Source organism: Streptomyces profundus (assembly GCF_020740535.1).
Lineage (GTDB): Bacteria > Actinomycetota > Actinomycetes > Streptomycetales > Streptomycetaceae > Streptomyces > Streptomyces profundus.
Window position 1 is genome coordinate 649,743 of record NZ_CP082362.1, and the last position, 18,516, is coordinate 668,258.

At 70.8% G+C, this 18,516-nt stretch carries 21 protein-coding genes; 13 read left to right on the plus strand and 8 right to left on the minus strand.

All coding sequences use genetic code 11. The annotated features are described in order from the left end of the window. Positions 1 to 35: 35 nt before the first annotated feature. From K4G22_RS02845 to K4G22_RS02870, 6 genes are all read left to right on the plus strand, one after another. A complete protein-coding gene (locus tag K4G22_RS02845; protein ID WP_228078063.1) occupies positions 36 to 1,529 on the plus strand; it encodes a sugar ABC transporter ATP-binding protein in 1,494 nt (497 codons plus the stop codon). Continuing rightward, entirely contained in the window at positions 1,529 to 2,551 is a 1,023-nt protein-coding gene (locus tag K4G22_RS02850) for an ABC transporter permease (RefSeq protein ID WP_228078064.1), read from the plus strand. Before K4G22_RS02845 ends, K4G22_RS02850 begins: the two co-directional genes overlap by 1 nt. Next, positions 2,548 to 3,630, plus strand: coding sequence for an ABC transporter permease (locus tag K4G22_RS02855; RefSeq protein WP_228078065.1), 1,083 nt, complete (start codon positions 2,548 to 2,550; stop codon positions 3,628 to 3,630). The genes K4G22_RS02850 and K4G22_RS02855 overlap by 4 nt, the downstream gene beginning before the upstream one ends. Next, positions 3,627 to 4,844: a substrate-binding domain-containing protein gene (locus K4G22_RS02860; protein WP_228078066.1), complete on the plus strand. Its 1,218-nt coding sequence runs from the start codon at positions 3,627 to 3,629 to the stop codon at positions 4,842 to 4,844. The genes K4G22_RS02855 and K4G22_RS02860 overlap by 4 nt, the downstream gene beginning before the upstream one ends. Then, complete coding sequence (locus K4G22_RS02865; RefSeq protein ID WP_228078067.1) at positions 4,841 to 5,704, plus strand: sugar phosphate isomerase/epimerase family protein; 864 nt, start codon at positions 4,841 to 4,843, stop codon at positions 5,702 to 5,704. Before K4G22_RS02860 ends, K4G22_RS02865 begins: the two co-directional genes overlap by 4 nt. Positions 5,705 to 5,779: 75 nt before the next feature. Further along, complete coding sequence (locus K4G22_RS02870) at positions 5,780 to 8,893, plus strand: ThuA domain-containing protein (RefSeq protein ID WP_228078068.1); 3,114 nt, start codon at positions 5,780 to 5,782, stop codon at positions 8,891 to 8,893. 196 nt (positions 8,894 to 9,089) lie between these two features. Here K4G22_RS02870 and K4G22_RS02875 read toward each other — a convergent pair whose 3' ends face one another. Beyond that, positions 9,090 to 9,908 carry an SDR family NAD(P)-dependent oxidoreductase gene (locus K4G22_RS02875; RefSeq protein ID WP_228078069.1) on the minus strand — a complete coding sequence of 273 codons (819 nt, stop codon included), beginning with the start codon at positions 9,906 to 9,908 and terminating at the stop codon, positions 9,090 to 9,092. A gap of 72 nt (positions 9,909 to 9,980) precedes the next feature. Here K4G22_RS02875 and K4G22_RS02880 point away from each other — a divergent pair, with 72 nt between their 5' ends. Continuing rightward, complete coding sequence (locus K4G22_RS02880; RefSeq protein WP_228078070.1) at positions 9,981 to 10,589, plus strand: TetR/AcrR family transcriptional regulator; 609 nt, start codon at positions 9,981 to 9,983, stop codon at positions 10,587 to 10,589. Positions 10,590 to 10,641: 52 nt separating this feature from the next. Here K4G22_RS02880 and K4G22_RS02885 read toward each other — a convergent pair whose 3' ends face one another. Both K4G22_RS02885 and yczE read right to left on the minus strand, forming a co-directional pair. Beyond that, positions 10,642 to 11,217, minus strand: a complete 576-nt coding sequence (locus K4G22_RS02885) for an NADPH-dependent FMN reductase (RefSeq protein ID WP_228078071.1) — start codon at positions 11,215 to 11,217, stop codon at positions 10,642 to 10,644. A gap of 120 nt (positions 11,218 to 11,337) precedes the next feature. After that, positions 11,338 to 11,979 carry a membrane protein YczE gene (yczE, locus tag K4G22_RS02890; RefSeq protein ID WP_228078072.1) on the minus strand — a complete coding sequence of 214 codons (642 nt, stop codon included), beginning with the start codon at positions 11,977 to 11,979 and terminating at the stop codon, positions 11,338 to 11,340. 57 nt (positions 11,980 to 12,036) lie between these two features. Between yczE and K4G22_RS02895 the strand changes: the two genes are divergently transcribed. Together K4G22_RS02895 and K4G22_RS02900 are read left to right on the plus strand one after the other, a co-directional pair. Then, positions 12,037 to 12,531, plus strand: a complete 495-nt coding sequence (locus K4G22_RS02895) for a MarR family winged helix-turn-helix transcriptional regulator (RefSeq protein ID WP_228078073.1) — start codon at positions 12,037 to 12,039, stop codon at positions 12,529 to 12,531. A gap of 9 nt (positions 12,532 to 12,540) precedes the next feature. Continuing rightward, a complete protein-coding gene (locus tag K4G22_RS02900) occupies positions 12,541 to 13,293 on the plus strand; it encodes a methyltransferase domain-containing protein (RefSeq protein WP_228078074.1) in 753 nt (250 codons plus the stop codon). 37 nt (positions 13,294 to 13,330) lie between these two features. On the opposite strand, the gene K4G22_RS02905 is transcribed toward K4G22_RS02900, so the two are convergent. The 3 genes from K4G22_RS02905 to K4G22_RS02915 all read right to left on the minus strand — a co-directional run bounded on the left by K4G22_RS02905 (position 13,331) and on the right by K4G22_RS02915 (position 14,719). Next, positions 13,331 to 13,780: an NUDIX domain-containing protein gene (locus K4G22_RS02905; protein ID WP_228078075.1), complete on the minus strand. Its 450-nt coding sequence runs from the start codon at positions 13,778 to 13,780 to the stop codon at positions 13,331 to 13,333. 61 nt (positions 13,781 to 13,841) lie between these two features. Beyond that, entirely contained in the window at positions 13,842 to 14,210 is a 369-nt protein-coding gene (locus K4G22_RS02910; protein WP_228078076.1) for a DUF7848 domain-containing protein, read from the minus strand. After that, positions 14,207 to 14,719, minus strand: a complete 513-nt coding sequence (locus K4G22_RS02915) for an ATP-binding protein (protein ID WP_228078077.1) — start codon at positions 14,717 to 14,719, stop codon at positions 14,207 to 14,209. Before K4G22_RS02915 ends, K4G22_RS02910 begins: the two co-directional genes overlap by 4 nt. A gap of 200 nt (positions 14,720 to 14,919) precedes the next feature. Between K4G22_RS02915 and K4G22_RS02920 the strand changes: the two genes are divergently transcribed. The 4 genes from K4G22_RS02920 to K4G22_RS02935 all read left to right on the plus strand — a co-directional run bounded on the left by K4G22_RS02920 (position 14,920) and on the right by K4G22_RS02935 (position 16,932). After that, the gene (locus K4G22_RS02920) at positions 14,920 to 15,789 is read left to right on the plus strand and encodes a helix-turn-helix domain-containing protein (protein ID WP_228078078.1); all 870 of its coding nucleotides are present in this window, start codon (positions 14,920 to 14,922) and stop codon (positions 15,787 to 15,789) included. Beyond that, positions 15,786 to 16,007: a DUF397 domain-containing protein gene (locus K4G22_RS02925; RefSeq protein WP_228078079.1), complete on the plus strand. Its 222-nt coding sequence runs from the start codon at positions 15,786 to 15,788 to the stop codon at positions 16,005 to 16,007. Before K4G22_RS02920 ends, K4G22_RS02925 begins: the two co-directional genes overlap by 4 nt. Before the next feature lie 414 nt (positions 16,008 to 16,421). Further along, positions 16,422 to 16,622, plus strand: a complete 201-nt coding sequence (locus tag K4G22_RS02930) for a DUF397 domain-containing protein (protein WP_228078080.1) — start codon at positions 16,422 to 16,424, stop codon at positions 16,620 to 16,622. A gap of 88 nt (positions 16,623 to 16,710) precedes the next feature. Continuing rightward, complete coding sequence (locus K4G22_RS02935; protein ID WP_228078081.1) at positions 16,711 to 16,932, plus strand: DUF397 domain-containing protein; 222 nt, start codon at positions 16,711 to 16,713, stop codon at positions 16,930 to 16,932. Positions 16,933 to 17,028: 96 nt separating this feature from the next. Here K4G22_RS02935 and K4G22_RS02940 read toward each other — a convergent pair whose 3' ends face one another. Together K4G22_RS02940 and K4G22_RS02945 are read right to left on the minus strand one after the other, a co-directional pair. After that, positions 17,029 to 17,307, minus strand: a complete 279-nt coding sequence (locus tag K4G22_RS02940) for a hypothetical protein (RefSeq protein ID WP_228078082.1) — start codon at positions 17,305 to 17,307, stop codon at positions 17,029 to 17,031. A 668-nt stretch (positions 17,308 to 17,975) separates the two neighbouring features. Continuing rightward, positions 17,976 to 18,515, minus strand: a complete 540-nt coding sequence (locus tag K4G22_RS02945; RefSeq protein WP_228078083.1) for an NUDIX hydrolase — start codon at positions 18,513 to 18,515, stop codon at positions 17,976 to 17,978. Between the last annotated feature and the right edge of the window lies 1 nt (position 18,516).

Genomic DNA, 18,516 nt, shown 5'->3' on the forward strand with positions numbered 1-18,516 from the left:
TTGACAGGTACATCTTTCGCCTCAACATTGCTTCCATGCTGTCGATGCAGGACATGACAAAAAGCTTCCTTGGCATCCGCGTACTCCATGGCGTCTCCCTCGATCTGAAGGCGGGAGAGGTGCATGCCGTCGTCGGCGAGAACGGCGCCGGCAAGTCGACCCTGATGAAGCTGCTCAGCGGGGAACACGTCCCGGACAGCGGGCGGATCGAGATCGACGGGACCGTCCACTCCTTCAGCCACCCCGCGCAGGCCCAGGCGGCCGGCGTCGGCATCATCCACCAGGAGCTGGCCCTGCTCCCGGACCGCACGGTCGCCGAGAACGTCTTCCTCGGCCGGGAGCCCACCCGCCGTGGCCTGGTGGACCGCGCGGCGATGGCCGAGCGGACCGCCGCGCTGCTCGCCGAGTTGAACGCCGACGGGATCAGCCCGCACACCCCGGTGCGCGAGCTGTCCGTCGCCCGTCAGCAGACCGTCGAGGTGGCCAAGGCGCTCGCCGCCGATGTGCGCGTCCTGGTGATGGACGAGCCCACCGCCGCGCTCGCCGAGCACGAGGTCGCCACCCTCTTCGACCTGGTCCGCCGGCTCACGGGCCGGGGCCTCGGCATCCTCTACGTGTCGCACCGGATGCGGGAGATCTTCGAACTCTCGCAACGCGTCACGGTGTTGAAGGACGGCCGGCTGGTGACCTGCGTCAACACCGAGGAGACCGACGTGGACGGGATCGTCCACGCCATGGTGGGCAGGGAGTTGAGCGCCTACTACCCGCCGCTGGCCACCCCGGCGGATCTGGGCGAGCCGGTGCTCACCGTCACCGACGCCGGCAACGAGCGGCTCTCGGGGATCTCCCTCTCCGTGCGGGCCGGCGAGATCCTCGGCGTCGGCGGCCTCCAGGGCGCGGGGCGCAGCGCCCTGGCCCGGGCTGTCTTCGGCGCCGACCCGTTCACCACCGGCCGGATGACGGTGGCCGGTGGGGCGGTGCGCCCGCGTCGCCCCAGGGAGGCGATCCGCGCCGGCATCGCCCTGGTCGGCGAGGACCGCAAGGGCGAGGGTCTCGCGCTGCGTCAGTCCGTGCGGGACAACGCGCTGCTGGTGACCCGCGCGGTGCGGGTCCCGGAGCGGCGGCGCGGTGAGGCGGGCCTCGCCGAGCTGCTGGAGCGGGTCAGACTCACCGCGCGCGGCGGTGCCGGGCAGGAGGTGCGCTACCTCTCCGGCGGCAACCAGCAGAAGGTGGTGATCGCCAAATGGCTGGCCGCCGGGCCCAGGGTGCTGCTGTTCGACGAGCCGACCCGGGGCGTCGACGTCGGTGCCAAGGCGGCGATCCACACGCTGGTACGGGAGTTGGCGCAGGAGGGCCTCGCGGTGCTGCTGATCTCGTCCGAGCTTCCCGAACTGATCGGCATGAGCGACCGGGTGCTGGTGATGGCCGAGGGCCGGATCGCGGGTGAGCTGCCGGCCGGCCCGTCCGAGGAGGAGATCATGCGCCTGGCCACGGCCCCGGCCGCGTATCCCGATGCGGGGGCGGCGTGATGACGGCCACCACCGAGACCCGCCCGCTGCCGGCCCCCGCGAAGGAGACGGCCGCGCGCTGGCGGCGTCAGCTGAGCGACCCGGCCGTCGGGATCTGGCTCGCCGCGCTGGGCGTCACCCTGCTGGGCTGGCTCGTGGTCGCCCTCGACGGCGGGGAGTTCCTCACCCAGCCCAACATCACGGGCATCCTCCAGAACTGTGTGGCGCTCGGCCTGATCGCCCTGGGCCAGACCATGGTGATCCTCACCGGTTCGCTCGACCTCTCGGTCGCCTTCCTGGCCAGCCTCGGCACCCTGGTGGCGGCCGACACCATGGCCGGCGAGGACGCCAACCTGGTGGTCGGCGTCCTCGCGGTGCTGGCGCTGTGCACGGCGGTCGGTCTGGCCAACGGGCTGATCGTCACCAAGCTCAAGGTCAACGCCTTCATCGCCACGCTGGGCGTGGCACTGATCCTGCGCGGCTGGATCGAGGACAACTACACCGGGCCCTCGGGCGCGGTGTCCCCCAGCTTCCAACGCCTGGGCTACGACCGGATCGGGCCGATCCCGGTCTCGGTGTTCCTGCTGGCGGCCGTCGCCCTCGCCCTGTGGTTCGTCTGCCGGCGCACCCGCCTCGGCCATCACATGTTCGCCACCGGCGGCGACGAGCACGCCGCCCGGCTGTCCGGGGTGCGCACCGAACGCACGGTGGTGATCGCCCATGTGCTGTGCGCGCTGTGTGTCGGGATCGCGGCGCTCTTCCTGACCGCGCGCTTCGGCGCCGGCTCGCCCTGGGCCGGCACCGAGGCCAGCTACGACCTGGAGTCCATCGCCGCCGTGGTGTTGGGCGGCACCATCCTGGCCGGCGGGCGCGGCGGGGTGGTCGGCACGCTGGGCGGCGTCGTGGTGCTCGCGGTGCTGGACAGCGTCTTCAACCAGCTCGCCGTCGACCCGTTCTTCAAGAACGTGCTGCGCGGCGTGGTGATCATCGCGGCCGTGGCGGTCTACGCCCGGCGGCGCCGCTCGACGAGGAGGTCGGCGTGAGCACCGTCACCGCAACGCCCGTGCGGGCCACGGAAGGTCGGCGCAGCCGGCTGACCCAGGCCCTGGGCACCGCGCTGCCCGTCTACGCGCTGCTGCTCCTGCTGTTCGGGGCGTTGGCCATCACCGACCCCGGCTTCTTCGAGGCGGACCGCTTCCTGGCGTTCGTGCGCCGCGCCGCGCCGCTGGTGCTGCTGGCCGCCGGCCAGTACCTGGTCATCGTCAGCGGGCACTTCGACCTGTCGGTCGGCGCCATCGTCACCGCCGGCGTGGTGGTCGCCGCCGAGATCTACCAGGACTTCCCCGGGGCGCACTGGCTGGTCGTCACGCTGGCCCTGGTGGCCGCCGGGGGGCTGGTCGGCCTGGTCAACGGGCTGGTGTCGACGGTGCTGCGGGTGCCGTCGTTCATCACCACGCTGGGCATGATGCTGATCCTCCAGGGCGGCGTCTTCTACTGGACGGGCGGCTCGCCCACCGGCTCGCTGCCGGAGGAGTTCCGGGCGATGGGCCGCAACGACGTCTTCGGCTGGCTGCCCTGGGCGGTGCTGGTGTGCGCCGCGGCGGGCGTCGGGGTCGCGCTGCTGATGCGCTCGCGCTTCGGCCGCACCCTGATCGCCACCGGCGACAGCGACCGGACCGCCGAGCTGTCGGGCGTCTCGGTGCACCGGGTGCGGGTGATCGCCTTCGTGCTCTCCGGTGCCGCCGCCGCGCTGGCGGCCGTGCTGGTCGGCGGCTACTCGGGGATCTCGGCCCAGGCCGGCAGCGGGATGGAGTTCGAGGCCATCACCGCCGTGGTGTTGGGCGGGGTGCTGCTCGGCGGCGGCCGGGGCTCCGTGCTGGGCGCCATGGCCGGGGCGTTCGCGCTCACCGCGCTGTTCACCCTGCTCAACCTGCGCGGCGTCTCCGGGGCGCTCGAACCCACCGTCCAGGGCGTCATCGTGATCGCCGCGGTCGCCGTCGGGGCCGCCAACTGGTCACGCCCACGCGCCCGCCTGCTCACCGGCAACCGGCCGCCACCGGGCTCGGCCGACCCCACCCACGCCCCAGGTCCCACAGATTCCACGGGAGGTCCCACCGCATGAGAAGCCCCATCCGCAGACGTCTGACCCTGGCCGTCTCCGCCGTGCTGTCCGCGGCCCTGATCACCTCCTGTTCCTCCGACTCCCCCGCCGACGGGCCACCCGATCCGGCGGGCTCCGAGCAGCCGGCGGACGGCGACGCGGACGCCGACGACGCCGAGTTCTTCGAGGAGGACGAGTACGCGCGCCAGCTCGCCCTCACCGAGGAGACGCCCGAGGGCCCTGAGGACCGGCCCTGGGAGCAGATGCTGCGCCCCGAGCTGGTGAACACCGAGGAGTACGCCATCCCCGACGAGGAGATCCACCTGTGTTTCTCCAACGCGGGCGTCTTCAACCCGTGGCGTCAGGTCGGCATGACCACCATGCGGGCCGAGGTGGCCGAGCATCCGGAGATCACCGAGTTCACCGTCCTCGACGCCGAGGGCAAGGACGACAAGCAGATCTCCGACATCCAGAACCTCAGCAACCAGGACTGCGATCTGCTGATCGTCTCGCCCAACACCACGGCGACGCTGACCCCGGCCGTCGAGGAGGCGTGCCAGAAGCTGCCGGTGATCGTCTTCGACCGGGGGGTGAACACCGACTGCGCGGTCACCTTCATCCACCCGATCGGCGGCTACGCCTACGGCGCGGCGGCGGCCGACTTCCTGGTGGAGGAGGTGGACTCCGGCGGGAAGATCCTGGCGCTGCGGATCTCCCCCGGCGTCGACGTGCTGGAGAACCGCTGGTCGGCGGCCGAGATCGCGCTTGAGGAGGCCGGACTCGAAGTCGCCGACGTGGAGTTCACCGAGGGCGACCCGGCCGTCACCAAGTCGATCGTGACGGACGCGATCCAGCGGCACGGCTCCATCGACGGCGTCTGGATGGACTCGGGCGCCACGGCGGTGGCCGCCATCGAGGCGTTCGAGGACGCGGGCGTCGACGTGCCGCCGATCAGCGGCGAGGACCAGCAGGACTTCCTCCAGGCGTGGGCCGAGAACGACCTCACCGCCATCGCGCCCGGCTACCCCACGTTCCAGTGGCGCACCCCGGTGATCGCCGCGCTCCAGGTGCTGCGCGGCGAGGAGGTGCCCGGCGAGTGGGTGCTGCCGCAGCCGGTGATCACCAGCGAGAACCGCGACGACTACTTGCGCGAGGAGATGCCGCCGCTGCACTACGGGCTGTGCGGCTGCGAGGACCTGCCGGGCTACCCGCAGGACTGGGGAGGCCGGGGGTGAGACTCTCCATCGGCGCCAACCCGTGGATCTGGCACTCCCCCGTGGACGACGCGGCGCTCGCCGAGACCCTGCCCAGGCTGGCGAAGTGGGGCTTCGACGCGGTGGAGTTGCCGCTGGAGTCCCCGGACGACTGGTCGTACGCCGCGACCGCCGAGCTGCTGAAGCGGCACGAGCTGCTGCCGGCCGCGGTGATCGCCGTGATGCCGCCGGGGCGCGATCTGGTGCGGGCCGACCCTGGCACCGTCCGGGGCACCCAGGACTATCTGCTGCACTGTGTGGACGCGGCCCAGCTGACGGGCGCCCCTGTGGTGGCCGGTCCGATCTACGCGGCGGTCGGGCGCACCTGGCGGATGAGCCAGGACGAGCGGGAGGCGGCCTACGCCGAATGGCGCGAGCATCTGGCGCCGGTGGCCGAACAGGCCCTCGCCGCCGGGGTGCGGCTGGCCGTCGAACCGCTGAACCGTTACGAGACCAGCCTGTTGAACACCGTCGGCCAGACCCTGCACGCCCTGGCGGGGCTGCCGCCGGCGGCCGTGGGGGTGGCCCTCGACACCTACCACCAGAACATCGAGGAACGGTCGCTGCCGGGCGCCGTGCGTCAGGCCGCCGGGCGGATCGCGCATGTGCAGGTGTGCGCCAACGACCGGGGCACCCCGGGCGCCGACCACCTCGACTGGCCGGGCTTTCTGCGGGCGTTGCCGGAGGCGGGCTACACCGGCCCGCTCTGCGTCGAGTCCTTCACCGCGCACAACGACAGCATCGCGGTGGCGGCCTCGGTCTGGCGACCGCTGGCCCAGAGCCAGGACGACATCGCGGTGGCCGGCCTGGACTTCCTCCGCCGGGCCGGCGCCGCCCTCTGACCCAGCACCTTGGGAGCCGCGTTCACCAGCAGAACCGTGAACAACAGGAGCACCAGGAGAGGGAGTACCCCCCACATGAAACGCCCATCGAGGCCACGCCTGAGAGCGGTGGTGGCCATGGCCGCCGCACCGCTGCTGGCGGCAGCCGCCCTACCGGTCCTGGCGGACGAGGCACACGCCGCCGAGTTCCGCGCCCTCCTCTACACCCGAGCCGTCGGCTATGTCCATGACTCCATCCCCGCGGGCATCGCCATGTTCGAGGAGCAGTCCGCCTCGAACGACTTCGAGATCGTCCAGACCGACGACCCCACCGTGTTCAACGACGAGGAACTCGCCACCTACGACGTGGTGATCATGCTCCAGAACTCCGGCATGGTCTGGGACACCGACGAGCAGCGCACCGCCATGCAGACCTATGTGAACAACGGCGGTGGCGTGGCGGCCATCCACAACACCCTCGACATGGGCATCGAGGAGGAGTTCCCCTGGTGGGACGACCTGATCAACGGCGGCGCCCATATGCCGACGCACTCCCCCGGCACCCTGGACGGCACCGCCCATGTCGCCGACCGGGTGCACCCCTCGACCACCACGCTGCCCGAGCGGTGGGACCGCGCGGAGGAGTGGTACAACTTCGACGTCAACCCCAGGGGCGACGTCCATGTCCTGGTGACGGCCGACGAGTCCACCTATGACCCGGGCGGCGACGCCATGGGCCACGACCATCCGATCTCCTGGTGCCGCGAGGCCGAGGGCGGGCAGGTCTGGGCGACGGCCATGGGCCACGAGGCCGACGCCTATGCCGAGGCGGAGTTCATCGAGCATGTGATCGGCGGCGTCAAGTGGGCGGCCGGCAACCTGCCGGGCGACTGCGGCGGGACCGTCTGGAGCAAGTTCGACAAGGTGACGCTCGACGACAACACGTCCGACCCGATGGAGCTGGACGTCGCCGAGGACGGCCGGGTGTTCTACGCCCAGCGCGGCGGCGAGCTGAAGATCTTCGATCCGGCCACCAACTCCTCCGTCACAGCGGGGGTGTTGGACGTCTACACGGGCGGCGAGGACGGGCTGGTCGGGCTCGCGCTCGACCCGGACTTCGCCGACAACGGCTGGGTCTACCTCTACCACGCGCCGGCGGACGCCGAGGAGGACGTCAACCGGCTCTCCCGCTTCACCGTCGAGGGCAACACCCTTGACCCGGCGAGCGAGCAGACCGTGCTGGAGGTGCCGGCCTACCGGGACCGGACGTATCCGGAGCCGGGACACACCGGCGGCAGCCTGGACTTCGGTCCCGACGGCAGCCTCTACCTCTCCACGGGCGACGACGTGCCGCCCAACCTCTCCAGCCACTGGCAGGGTTGGGCCCCGATCGACTGGCGCGAGGGCGAGGAGATGCTGGACGCCGCACGGACCTCGGGCAACACCAACGACCTGCGCGGCAAGATCCTCCGGGTGCTGCCGAACGAGGACGGCGGCTACTCCGTCCCGGAGGGCAACCTCTTCGCCGAGGGCACCGAGGACACCCTGCCCGAGATCTACGCGATGGGCTTCCGCAACCCGTTCCGCTTCACGGTGGACTCGGAGACCGGCTATGTCCATGTCGCCGACTACGGCCCCGACCGGGGCGGACCCACGACCGAACGGGGCCCGGAGGGGCTGGTCGAGTACAACATCGTCAAGGAGCCGGGCAACTTCGGCTGGCCGTTCTGCCATGGCGACAACCAGCCCTACGCGCCCTACGACCCGGACACCGGGGAGGTCGGCGAGAAGTTCGACTGCGACAACCTGGTGAACGCCTCGCCCAACAACACGGGTCTTGAGCAACTGCCGCCGGTGCAACAGCCGGAGATCTGGTACGGCTACGACGAGTCCCCGAACTTCCCGGAGATGGGCGCGGGCGGCTCGGGCCCGATGGGCGGTCCCGTCTACCGCTATGACGCGGACAACCCCTCGCCGACCAAGTTCCCCGCCTACTACGACGGGACGCAGTTCCTCTTCGAGTGGACCCGCGACTACATCAAGGAAGTCCAACTGGACTCCGACAGCGGCGTGTTGAAGATCAACGACTTCCTCTCCACGGAGGACTTCGCCAAGCCGATGGACCTGACGTTCGGGCCGGACGGCTCGCTCTACGTCCTGGAGTGGGGCAGCGAGTTCGGCGGCGGCAACTCCGACTCGGGGCTCTACCGCATCGACTACGCCCCGAACGGGCAGGCCCCCCACGCCCAGGCGAGCGCCTCGGTCACCAGCGGCCCAGCGCCGTTGACGGTGGAGTTCAGCGGCGAGGGCTCGTCGGACCCGAACGCCGGCACCCTGGACTACGCCTGGGACTTCGACGGTGACGGCACCTTCGACGCCGACGGATCCGAGGTGACCCACACCTACGAGGAGGTGGGCGAGTTCAACGCCCAACTCCGGGTGACCACCGCCGAGGAGGTCTCCGCCTACGCCAACATCCCCATCACCGTGGGGAACACGACGCCGACGGTGACCATCGACTTCCCCACCGACGGCACCCTGATCGAGTTCGGTGACCAGGTCCCCTACCAGGTGACGGTCACCGACCCGGAGGACGGGGAGATCGACTGCCAGCAGGTCATCGTCAACCCGGCCCTCGGCCATGACGACCACGAGCATCCGACCACCGACCTGCGCGGCTGCGAGGGCACGCTCGACACCGGTGACCTCGGCGGCCATCCGGAGGGCGCCGACCTCTGGTACGTCCTCAACGCCCGCTACACCGACCAGGGCGGCGAGGGCACCGGTTCGCTCACCGGCTACGGCCGGGCCGTGCTCCAGCCGAAGCACAAGCAGGCCGAGTACTACCACGACCAGTCCGGCACCCGGATCGTCTCCCAGGAGGGAGCGGAGAACGGGCAGCGGATCGGCGACATCAGCGACGGCGACTGGATCGCCTTCGAGCCGATGAGCGTGGAGGGAGCGGAGAGCGTCAGCTACCGCTTCTCCTCGCCCGACGGCGGCGGCGCGGTGGAGCTGCGCGCCGGAGCGCCCGACGGTGAACTCCTCGCCACCACGCCGATCCACGGCACGGGCGACTGGGACGCCTACGAGTTGACCGAGGACACCCCGGTCGCCGATCTCGACGGCACCCACAAGCTGTACCTGGTGTTCGACGCGCCGACGGAGAACAGCTTCGACATCGACTCGATCCTGTTCACCACCTCCTGATCCCGCTCCCCTCCGAGCGGTCCCCCGCCCCGTGGCCGACCAGGCCCCGGGGCGGGGGCGTTCGCGGGTCCGGCGAGGTTGAGGACGGCCATGGAGGCGGCGCGCCATGCTCGCCGTCGCCCGTGCCGGCGGAACGGGGCCCACCGTGCTGCGCGACGCCGACATCAACCGCCTCGCGGCGGCCTGAGGCCGGATCTCACCGGGCGGCGGTCGCGCGGGTCATCATCGCGCCGATCAGCTCGGTCGTGCGGCGCCGGCCGAGGAGCCTGGACGCCCGCGCGGCGAACCGGTTGGACCGGCCGGCGATGACGGTGGGCGGTGGCGTGCGGCGGTCGAGCCCGGCCAGGGCGGTGGCGACGACGGCGTCCACCGGCATCCGCCGGGACCCGCCGTCCGCGCTGTCGCCGGCGACGTCGAAGAACTCCGTCCGCGTCGCGCCGGGCGACAGCGCGAGCACCCGCAGCCCCGTGCCGCGCGCCTCGTACCAGATGGCCTCGGTGAGGCTGAGCACAAACGCCTTGGCGGCGCCGTAGACCGCCATCGTCGGGTTCGCCTGATAGGCCGCCATGCTCGCGACGTTGAGGAGAAAGCCGTCGCCCCGCTGACGCAGACGGGGCAGGAAGGCGTGGCTGATCTCCACCACGCTGGAGACGTCCAGCGCCACCTCCGACATCAGTCGCGGCAACTCCTGTTCGTGGAACGGCCCGTGGTTGGCGAAGCCGGCGTTGTTCACCACGCTGGTCACCTCGACGTCCCGCGCGTCGAGTGCGCGAAGCAGCTCCTGGCCGACGCCCGCCCGCGCCAGATCCATGGGCAGCGTCGACACAGCGACGCCATGCGCGCCCCGCAACTCAGCGGCGAGCGCGTCGAGCCGCTCCGCGCGTCGGGCGACGAGCACCAGATCGCTGCCACGCCCCGCGAGTTGGCGGGCGAACTCCGCCCCGATCCCCGCGCTCGCTCCCGTTATCAGAACCGTCTGCCCGGCGTAGTCCACGGGCGCCATCGTCTTCCCCATGGCGCTACCCTATGCCAGGTTGGCACTTGGTGCCAGCAGGACACCAAGTAGCAGTGGCGGTACGATGGGCGCATGGCAACGGCAGACGATCCACGCTCCAGGCTGTGGGCGAGGTCCAGGCAAGGGGTGTACGCCGAGATCACCACCGTGGCGATGGACCTCTTCCTCGCGAAGGGCTTCGAGCAGACCACCATTGACGAGATCGTCACCTCGGCGGGGATCTCCCGCAGGTCCCTCTTCCGCTACTTCGGCACGAAGGAGGACATCGTGCTCGGCCACTTCGTCGCCGAGGGGGCCGTTCTCCGCGCCGAGTTGGAGCGCCGGCCCGAGGGTGAGGACGTCTGGGCGGCACTCAGGGGCGCGCTGTTCTCCCTGGAGGCGGCGGCCACCGACAAGGGCCGGATGCTCGCGATCTCCCGGATGATGTACGGGACGCCGTCCCTGCGGGCGCGCAGCATCGAGAAGCATCTGCGCTGGTACGACGAGCTGGCCCCCGAGGTGGAACGACGCCTCGGCGGCGGCGCGGCGGAGACGCTGCGCGCCCGAGCGATCGTGGGGTGCGTCGTCACCTGCCTCGACCTCGCCGGCGAGGCGTGGACCCGCGACGGCGGCGCCGACCCGCTCCAGGGCTACTTCGACGCCGCCCTGGACGCGGTCCGCCGGCCGCCGGCCGCCCCATGAGCCGCACGGGCATCGCCTGTTCCGGGCGCCCCGGCACCCGGAGCAGGCCCCGCTACGAGACGGGCGGGCCGCCGGCCGGGGCCTTCAGCTCCGCCGCGAGCTCGGCCAGCAGCGCGTCCGCGTCCGCCACGATCGCCGGCGTGGGGTGGAAGCCGGTGCCCCGGTCCACCAGCTGGTCCACGCCCGGCACCGACAGCGAGGTCGCGGTGACCCGCATCCCCAGCCGCGCCAGCACCGGCTTGATCCCCTCGATCGCCGGGGCGCCGCCGGAGGAGCCGGCGCTGTAGCTGAGCAGGGCCACCGGCTTGTCCCGCCACTCCGCGTAGAGGAAGTCCAGCGCGTTCTTCAGCGCCGCGCCGTAGCCGCCGTTGTACATCGGCAGCACGATCACGAACGCGTCCGAGGCGGCGACCAACGCGCTCCACTCCTTGGTGTGTTGGTGCTGGTAGTTGCCGGCGGACGGATGCTCGGGCTCGTCCAGGAACGGGAGGCCGATCTCGGCCAGGTCCACCAGGTCCACCGCGCCGAAGGCGTCCAGCGCGGACGCCCGGTGGAAGACCCAGGAACCGATGGGGAGCCCGTTGGAGTGGGGACGGTTACTGCCGACGATGACGCTGAGACGAGGCACGGGGCGACTGCTTTCTCTGTGGGTCCCCGCAGGGGTGCGCGGGGACTCGTTCGGTATCTCGGATGGTAGGGAGCGGGCGGAGGCGGCCCTCGTTGCGCGGCGGGCCGGCGCGCCCCCTGGTCAACGCGGTCGCGGGGCGCCGGTCACGCGGCGGGATCGGGAGGCTCCGGCGGGCGGGACGCTCAGCCGGGCCAGGGCGATCTGGGTCAGCGGACCGATGGCCAGCGCGTAGAGCACCGTGCCGACGCCGACCACCCCGCCGAGCAGCCAACCCAGGGCCAGCACCGTCAGCTCGATCATGGTACGGGCCCGCCGGATGGACAGGCCGCGCCTGGCCAGCCCGGTCATCAGACCGTCGCGCGGCCCCGCGCCGAGCCCCGCGCCGACATAGAGCCCGGTGCCCACCGCCGCCGTCACCACACCGAGCAGCAGAAAGGCCCAGCGGAGCGGCAACGACTCCGGCTGCGGCAGCAGTTGGAGCGTGGCCTCGACGGCGAGGCCGACGAGCAGCACATTGCAGACCGTGCCGGGCCCCGGGCGCTCCCGCAGGGGTATCCAGGCGAGCAGCACCAGGCCGCCCATCAGCGTGACGACCAGCCCGAGCGGGGCGCCGGTGCGGTCGGCCAGGCCCTGGTGGAGCACATCCCAGGACGGCAGCCCCAACTCGGCACGGACCAGCAGCCCGAGCGAGCAGCCGAAGAGCGCGAGCCCGACCAGCAGGCCGGCCAGCCGGCGCGGAGCCGGCAGAATTTTCCATGACACGTCAATCACATTAACAGGGTTACATGACGCGTCAAGCATTGACCTAGGATGGCCCCCATGACCGATCAGGGACCGCGCTGGCTCACCCCGGAGGAAGAGCGCGCCTGGCGCGCCTGGCGCCGGATGCAGCTGCTCCTCACCGCCAGGATCGCGGCGGACCATGTGACGGACAGCGGCCTGTCCGACCCCGACTACGACGTGCTCTCCAAGCTCTCGGAAGCCCAGGGCCAGCTGCGCGTCACCGAGTTGGCCAGCTCCATGCTCTGGTCGCAGAGCCGGCTCTCGCACCATCTGGCGCGGATGGAACGCCGCGCGCTGATCAGCAGGGACACCTGCGCCGAGGACCGCAGGGGCACGGTGGCCCGGCTCACCGAAGCCGGCTGGCACGCCATCGAGGAGGCCGCCCCCGCCCATCTCGCCTCGGTCCGCCGCCACTTCGTCGACCGCCTCACCCACACCCAGCTCGCCGCCCTCGCCGAGATCGCCGAAACGGTGACCGCACCCCTGCTCCCCGAGGCCCCGCAGCAGCCGCAGCAGCCGCAGCAGCCCTAGGCTGGCCCCATGACAGGGACCCCACCCGCCGACCAGCTGGCCGCCAGGCTCGATGTCGCCGACCGGCTGCCCGGCGCCCAGGAGCTGCGCACCGCCTCCTACGAGGGGCTGACCACCGCGCCGGACGTCCCGACGGCCGTCGTCGACGTCGGCTGCGGCGCCGGCCGGGCGGTCGCCGAACTGGCCGAACGCGGGGTGCCGGCGACCGGCATCGACCCGGACCCGCGCATGATCGCGCTGGCGAAGGGCCGCTGGCCGACCAGCGACTTCCGGATCGCCGACGCGTATGCGCTGCCGCTGGCCGACGCCTCCGTCGGCGGTTACCGGGCGGACAAGGTCTTCCACGAACTGGCCGACTGCGAACGGGCGTTGACGGAGGCCCGCCGGGTGCTCGCCCCCGGCGGCCGGATCGTGCTGGTCGGCCAGGACTGGGACGGCCTGCTGATCGACTCCGACCGCCCCGACCTCACCCGCGCCCTGGTGCACGCCCGCGCGGACCGGATCGTCCGCCCGCGCGCCGCCCGGGGCTACCGGGGCCTGCTGCTGGAGGCCGGCTTCACGGACGTCTCCCTCACCGTGCACACCACGGTGCTCACCGGCAAGGCGGCCATCCCGCTGCTGCTCTCCCTGACCGGCGGCGCCGAGGAGACCTTCGGCGCGGAGCAGGTGACCGACTGGATAGCCGAACAGCGCCTCCGCGCCGACGCCGACCGGCTGCTCCTGGCCGTCCCCTTCTTCCTGGCCACCGCCACGGCGCCCTGACCGGGCGGGCACCACGCGCGGAGGCCCGTCGGAGGCGTCAGAGGAAGGCCGACTCGGGGCGGTCGCCGTTGATCAGCAACGGGAGTCGGTTGCGACGCCCGGCGGACATCACTCCGTACTGCACCAACGGCGGCGCCTCGGCCCACTCCCGCAACGGCATCCAGGCGGCCGACGACGGCAACCGCTTGGCGTCGGCCGGCACCTGCGGGATCACCTGCCCGTCCAACACATAGACGATCCGGTTGAGCCGACCGCTCTCGTCGGTGTCGAGGGTGACGGCCAGCACATCGGTCAGCCCCCGCTCATAGCCGGTCGTCTTCCACAACGTCTCCCGCGCGGCCAGGATCACGCACTCCCCCGACCGCAACTCACCCCCCGGCAGCTCCCACCCCTCGCTCCCGCGCACCATCAACACATGGTCGCTCGCGGTGGTGGCCAACACCTGAAAGTAGATCAGCACCGGCGACCGGGCAATCACAGTACGCACCACGGGGACAACACTCCTTCATCAGTGACAGAACACGATCGACTCAACGGGCTGGGCGAGCTCAGCGGAGGGCGGGCAGGAGCCCGGCGGCGGCCGTCAGCAGACACATCAGCCCGACGAACACCGGCCCGAACCACCCCACGGCCTGCTCGCCCTCGACCGGCTCCACGTCCTCGACGCCCTGCACGAGATGCTGAACTCGCCAGTGCTTCTCGGTACGCAGCAGGAACATCGTGTGCTCCGGCTCCTGTTGGCTGTGCCCTATCGCCCAAACCGCCATCCGCTGCGGATCAGCGTCGTCGACCAGCGGCGAACGCGCGTCACAGCTCATGCACTCCGCAGCCTGAATGGCGGGCGGCGCCCCCCGCTCCCGCACCTCGCTGAGTATCCAGTCCGCACCCTTGACGACGCGCGGCTCGACCACACTCACGGCAACTCCCCACTCTTGATCCGATAGTTGACCTCACGGGTGGCGCCAACGGGGGCCCCGGCCTCGGCGGGAACGGGCTCCGTCTCGCCCCAACGGCACGCGAACCAGACGGACTTGCCGACCACCCCGTCGTCCCACACATGCCGAAGGCACCCGAACCCATCCGCCATCTCCCGCAACAGCCACAACCCCCGCCCCGACTCCGCGTCCCAGGCGGGCGTATGGACAACGGGGTACACCGGCGACCGGTCGAGAACCTGCACCACGACGACGGCGAGCCGGGACTGGCAGACCGTCAAGCAGCACCAGCGGCTCTCTACGTGCTTCGAGACATTGGAGAGAAGTTCGGAGACTCCCAGCCGAGCGAGCTCCACGGCCTCCCGCGAGGCGCCCAACTGGGCGACCAACGCGCCCACTTCGCGCCGCCAGTACTCGATCGCCCCAGCGTTGACCGTTAACGCCCACCCATGAACCTGCTGACCAGCGAGGGATCGAACCGGAACGGTCATAGCTCCTCCAAACGGGGCTCACCGGCGGCCAGTTGGAATTGACCGTGGCCGAGCGGACACGCTCAGTGTTTGACCCAAGACTGCCATGGAGGGAATGTTGCCCGCAAGCAACTCTTCACGGAAGGTTGACTGTCAAATGTCTTTGCGAGATGCGGACCGTTCCCCCCGTGGGTAAGCTGATGCGCCAAGGAGGTTTACTGATGACGGAAGCTCAACCCAACTTGCATCGGCGCCGCTTGGGGTTGGAGTTGAGGTCACTGCGGAAAGCGGCTGGCCAGTCTCTGGCCGAGGCGGCAGAGCAGCTCGACCTACCCGGCGCGCCATCCCTGAGCCGCATTGAGAACGGCAAGCAGCGGGTGGCACCCACCTCGGTGCTGGGGTTCTTCGAGGTCTACGGGCTCAGGGACGAGCAACGCCGCCACCACATCCGGGAGCTGGCCAAGCTCGCGAACACCGGCAGGCGGAGCAATCTCTTCAACCAGTACCGCCACGCCATCCCCGACCCCTTCGCGGACTATGTCCAGCTCGAAGAGCTGGCGTTGAAGAGCGAGACGTTCGCCGTCGTCGTCCCCGGCCTGCTCCAGACCGAGGAGTACGCGAGGGCCATTGTCGAGGGTGGGCGCGCTTGGCGACATCAGCGGGAGATCCAGAACTTCGTGGAGCTGCGCATGGCCAGGCAGCGGACGGTCTTCAACCGGGAGAACCCTCTGCAATTGTGGTGCGTTCTGGACGAGGCCGCGCTACTCCGCCGGGTCGGCAGCGACGCCGTGATGAAGGCACAGTTGGAACACCTGCTGGCCCTCTCCGAGGAGTTCAAGCACGTGGATGTTCAGGTGCTGCCCTTCGACCAGGGTGCCCATGCGGGAGTGGACGGCGACTTCCATCTGCTCCATTTCGCGGCCGGCCCACCGGTGGCCGTGGTTGAGCCGATGACAACCTCGCTCTACCTGGAGGAAGATGGTCACCTTGCTCGTTACGAGAGCGGCTTCGATCACCTTCGGACCGAAGCTCTCAATGTGCGAGCATCCCGGGAGCACATCCGCACCGTACTCAAGGAACGCTACTCATGATCAACCGGCCCGACCTCACCCGCGCCGTCTGGACCAAGAGCCACCGTAGCAACGGCAGCGCGAACTGCCTTGAGGTCGCCTTCGTCGACGGCGTCGTCGCCCTGCGGGACTCCAAGGACGCCGGACACCCCGACGCGCAGATCCTCGTCCTCTCCCGCGACGACTACCACGCCTTCGTCGGCGGCATCCAGGACGGCCAAAGCGACCTCCTCCCCTGACCCACCCCACCACAACGCCGGGCCTCCACCCACCGGGTGGAGGCCCGCTCCAAGGCATGGCCAGGAATCGACCCGATCCCCTGGCATCCCTTCACTCCGCCGTCGGCCGGGCCCGACCGCTTCGGCGACACTCGGAGGCCCCGGAGCCGGGCCACCTCAACGGACGAGGTTGGGCCCCCAGAGCGCCAACGCGTCAGCGACCGCGAAACGCCACTGCTCGATGTCATCCGCGCGAAGCTCCCGCCCGACCGCCGAGGTTCTGGGCCATTGTGAGCGAATCCGCGCTCCGTCAAACTGTGGGTGAAGTCAACGACGCGTTCGACCATCTGAGGGCGACCGCCCTCAACCCGGCGGACTCGCTCGCGCTGATCCAGCGAGCGGCCGAGGACTTGCAGGACTAGAAAGGCACAGACGATGACAACCCGAGACGGCACCGGGCCGTGGCGCAAGAGCAGCTACAGCGCGGGTAACGGCAACTGCGTCGAGATCGCATCGCTGGTTGGCGACACCCGAGCCGTGCGGGACTCCAAGAACCCGGGCCCCCACCTGACGTTCGCCCCCTCCCAGTGGACCGCCTTCCTCCAACTGGCCACCGAGGCCCAGCCGGAGCACTGACGATCACCCCCAGCCCCACAACACCGGGCCTCCACCCACCGGATGGAGGCCCGCCCCCTGTCGCCCCACCGAATCGGGAGGCCCACCGATGCTCGCCAAACCCGACCTCACCCACGCCGTCTGGACCAAGAGCCACCGCAGCAACGGCGGCGACAACTGCCTTGAGGTCGCCTTCGTCGACGGCGTCGTCGCCCTGCGGGACTCCAAGGACATCGGACACCCCGACGCGCAGATCCTCGTCCTCTCCCGCGACGACTACCACGCCTTCGTCGGCGGCATCCAGGACGGCCAAAGCGACCTCCTCCCCTGACTCCACCCCACCCCCACAAACGGTGGAGGTCGATTCCTGGGCTGATGGAAGGTCGGCCTCATCCCCTCACACCGGAAGGCGCGAACTGTCGTGGGCTCAGCTTCTGTCGGAGCGCGCCCGCGTGGCGCGCCATGCCACGAGCGCCCCCGCGGTGCCGTAGGCGAACAGCAGGGCACCGTTCCTGGCGCCACGTTGCCGCTCCAGGGACTGAACCCGCCGCTGCTGCTCGTAGCTTCGTGTCGCCACACCGACGGACCCGTCGAGCACCGCGCACTCGGTGTCCCCGGGCCGCATCGGGCCTGGGTGCTCTTCCCCGTCCTCGCCCACGTTCTCCCCGGGACACACGACCTCCTCCGACGCCGTCAGGGAACTCACGAGGCTCGTCGCTCCCCACAGTGCCGGCACGAGGAAGAACGCCACGAGGACGGCTCTGTACTGCACGTAACCCCCAGGGGACGACCGGGAACAGGGCACTCCGCACGCCGTGAACCTCCCCGGGGTGCCCGGCCCACCGTATATCTGGCCGTTTCGCCGCAGCGGCGCGGCCAGCCCCGCGCACGGTTCCCCGCACAGGATCAAGCCCGCCCATCACGCCAGGCGAAGTGCATCACCACGACATCGCCGCTGGAACCCTGGGCGGCGCTCTGGCTGGACGGGACCGGGCAGTGGTACGTGCGGCAGGGCGGCCCCGAACGGCTGTGGGACGTGGTGACACGGCGGCTGACCGCCTGGCGGGCGGTGGGCTCTCCCCAGGCCGAGCGGCTTCGCGTACGGGTGGGACCGAAAGGACAGGAACTACTCCTGCCCGGCTCTCCTGCGTGACCAGCGGCCTTCTGCACCCCCACCGCTGTCGCCCCGAGGGCACTCTCCGCGTCGAGTCCTCACCTCGTCTCCCGCACCAGCCGCCGGCCACCGTTCCCCCTCTCCCGTGTCGGCGGCATCCAGGACGGCCAAAGCGACCTCCTCCCCGGCCCCCCACCACCCCCCCAACAACACCGGGCCTCCACCCACCGGATGGAGGCCCGCCCGGTGGGACAGCCGCGTCACCGCAGCGCGGCTCGCACCCGGCTCCGCAGCGCAGCGGAGAGGGCGCCGACGGGACGCCACTCGGCCCCGGACACCTCCTCCCGCTGGAGCACGGTGTCAACATCACCGGTCGCCCGAAGGAGATAGCGCACATCCGCATGTTGGTGCTCGGGCTCGCCCCTGGCCGGGTTGCTCGGGATCGGGTGCACGTCAATGTGCACCGGCTCGTTCAACATGGCGACGACACCGGTGTCGATCCCTGTCTCCTCGGCCAGTTCCCGGAGCGCGGCGCCCATCAGATGTGTGTCCCCGGGCTCCAGATGTCCACCGGGGGTCAGCCATCTCCCCGTTCCGTTGTGGTGGATCAACAGCACGTTTCCGGTGTCGTTGACGAGCACCGCCCCCGCGGTGACATGCAGCGGGAACGTCTTACGGCTGCTCAGATCGACCCGCGCGTCAAGCGCGGCGAGAACGGGAGACAGCGCGCCCTTGTCGTCGGGGCATGTGTCAACGTAGCCGGCGAACGTGTGGCGAATGTGGTCAGACGAGATGGCCATG

Excerpts from the sequence above, each read along its gene's own strand:
- K4G22_RS02845 (WP_228078063.1), top strand. The coding sequence starts at position 36 with ATGCTGTCGATGCAGGACATGACAAAAAGCTTCCTTGGCATCCGCGTA.
- K4G22_RS02850 (WP_228078064.1), top strand. The coding sequence starts at position 1,529 with ATGACGGCCACCACCGAGACCCGCCCGCTGCCGGCCCCCGCGAAGGAG.
- K4G22_RS02860 (WP_228078066.1), top strand. The coding sequence starts at position 3,627 with ATGAGAAGCCCCATCCGCAGACGTCTGACCCTGGCCGTCTCCGCCGTG.
- K4G22_RS02870 (WP_228078068.1), top strand. The coding sequence starts at position 5,780 with ATGAAACGCCCATCGAGGCCACGCCTGAGAGCGGTGGTGGCCATGGCC.
- K4G22_RS02875 (WP_228078069.1), bottom strand. The coding sequence starts at position 9,908 with ATGGGGAAGACGATGGCGCCCGTGGACTACGCCGGGCAGACGGTTCTG.
- K4G22_RS02880 (WP_228078070.1), top strand. The coding sequence starts at position 9,981 with ATGGCAACGGCAGACGATCCACGCTCCAGGCTGTGGGCGAGGTCCAGG.
- K4G22_RS02895 (WP_228078073.1), top strand. The coding sequence starts at position 12,037 with ATGACCGATCAGGGACCGCGCTGGCTCACCCCGGAGGAAGAGCGCGCC.
- K4G22_RS02900 (WP_228078074.1), top strand. The coding sequence starts at position 12,541 with ATGACAGGGACCCCACCCGCCGACCAGCTGGCCGCCAGGCTCGATGTC.
- K4G22_RS02915 (WP_228078077.1), bottom strand. The coding sequence starts at position 14,719 with ATGACCGTTCCGGTTCGATCCCTCGCTGGTCAGCAGGTTCATGGGTGG.
- K4G22_RS02920 (WP_228078078.1), top strand. The coding sequence starts at position 14,920 with ATGACGGAAGCTCAACCCAACTTGCATCGGCGCCGCTTGGGGTTGGAG.
- K4G22_RS02925 (WP_228078079.1), top strand. The coding sequence starts at position 15,786 with ATGATCAACCGGCCCGACCTCACCCGCGCCGTCTGGACCAAGAGCCAC.
- K4G22_RS02930 (WP_228078080.1), top strand. The coding sequence starts at position 16,422 with ATGACAACCCGAGACGGCACCGGGCCGTGGCGCAAGAGCAGCTACAGC.
- K4G22_RS02935 (WP_228078081.1), top strand. The coding sequence starts at position 16,711 with ATGCTCGCCAAACCCGACCTCACCCACGCCGTCTGGACCAAGAGCCAC.
- K4G22_RS02945 (WP_228078083.1), bottom strand. The coding sequence starts at position 18,515 with ATGGCCATCTCGTCTGACCACATTCGCCACACGTTCGCCGGCTACGTT.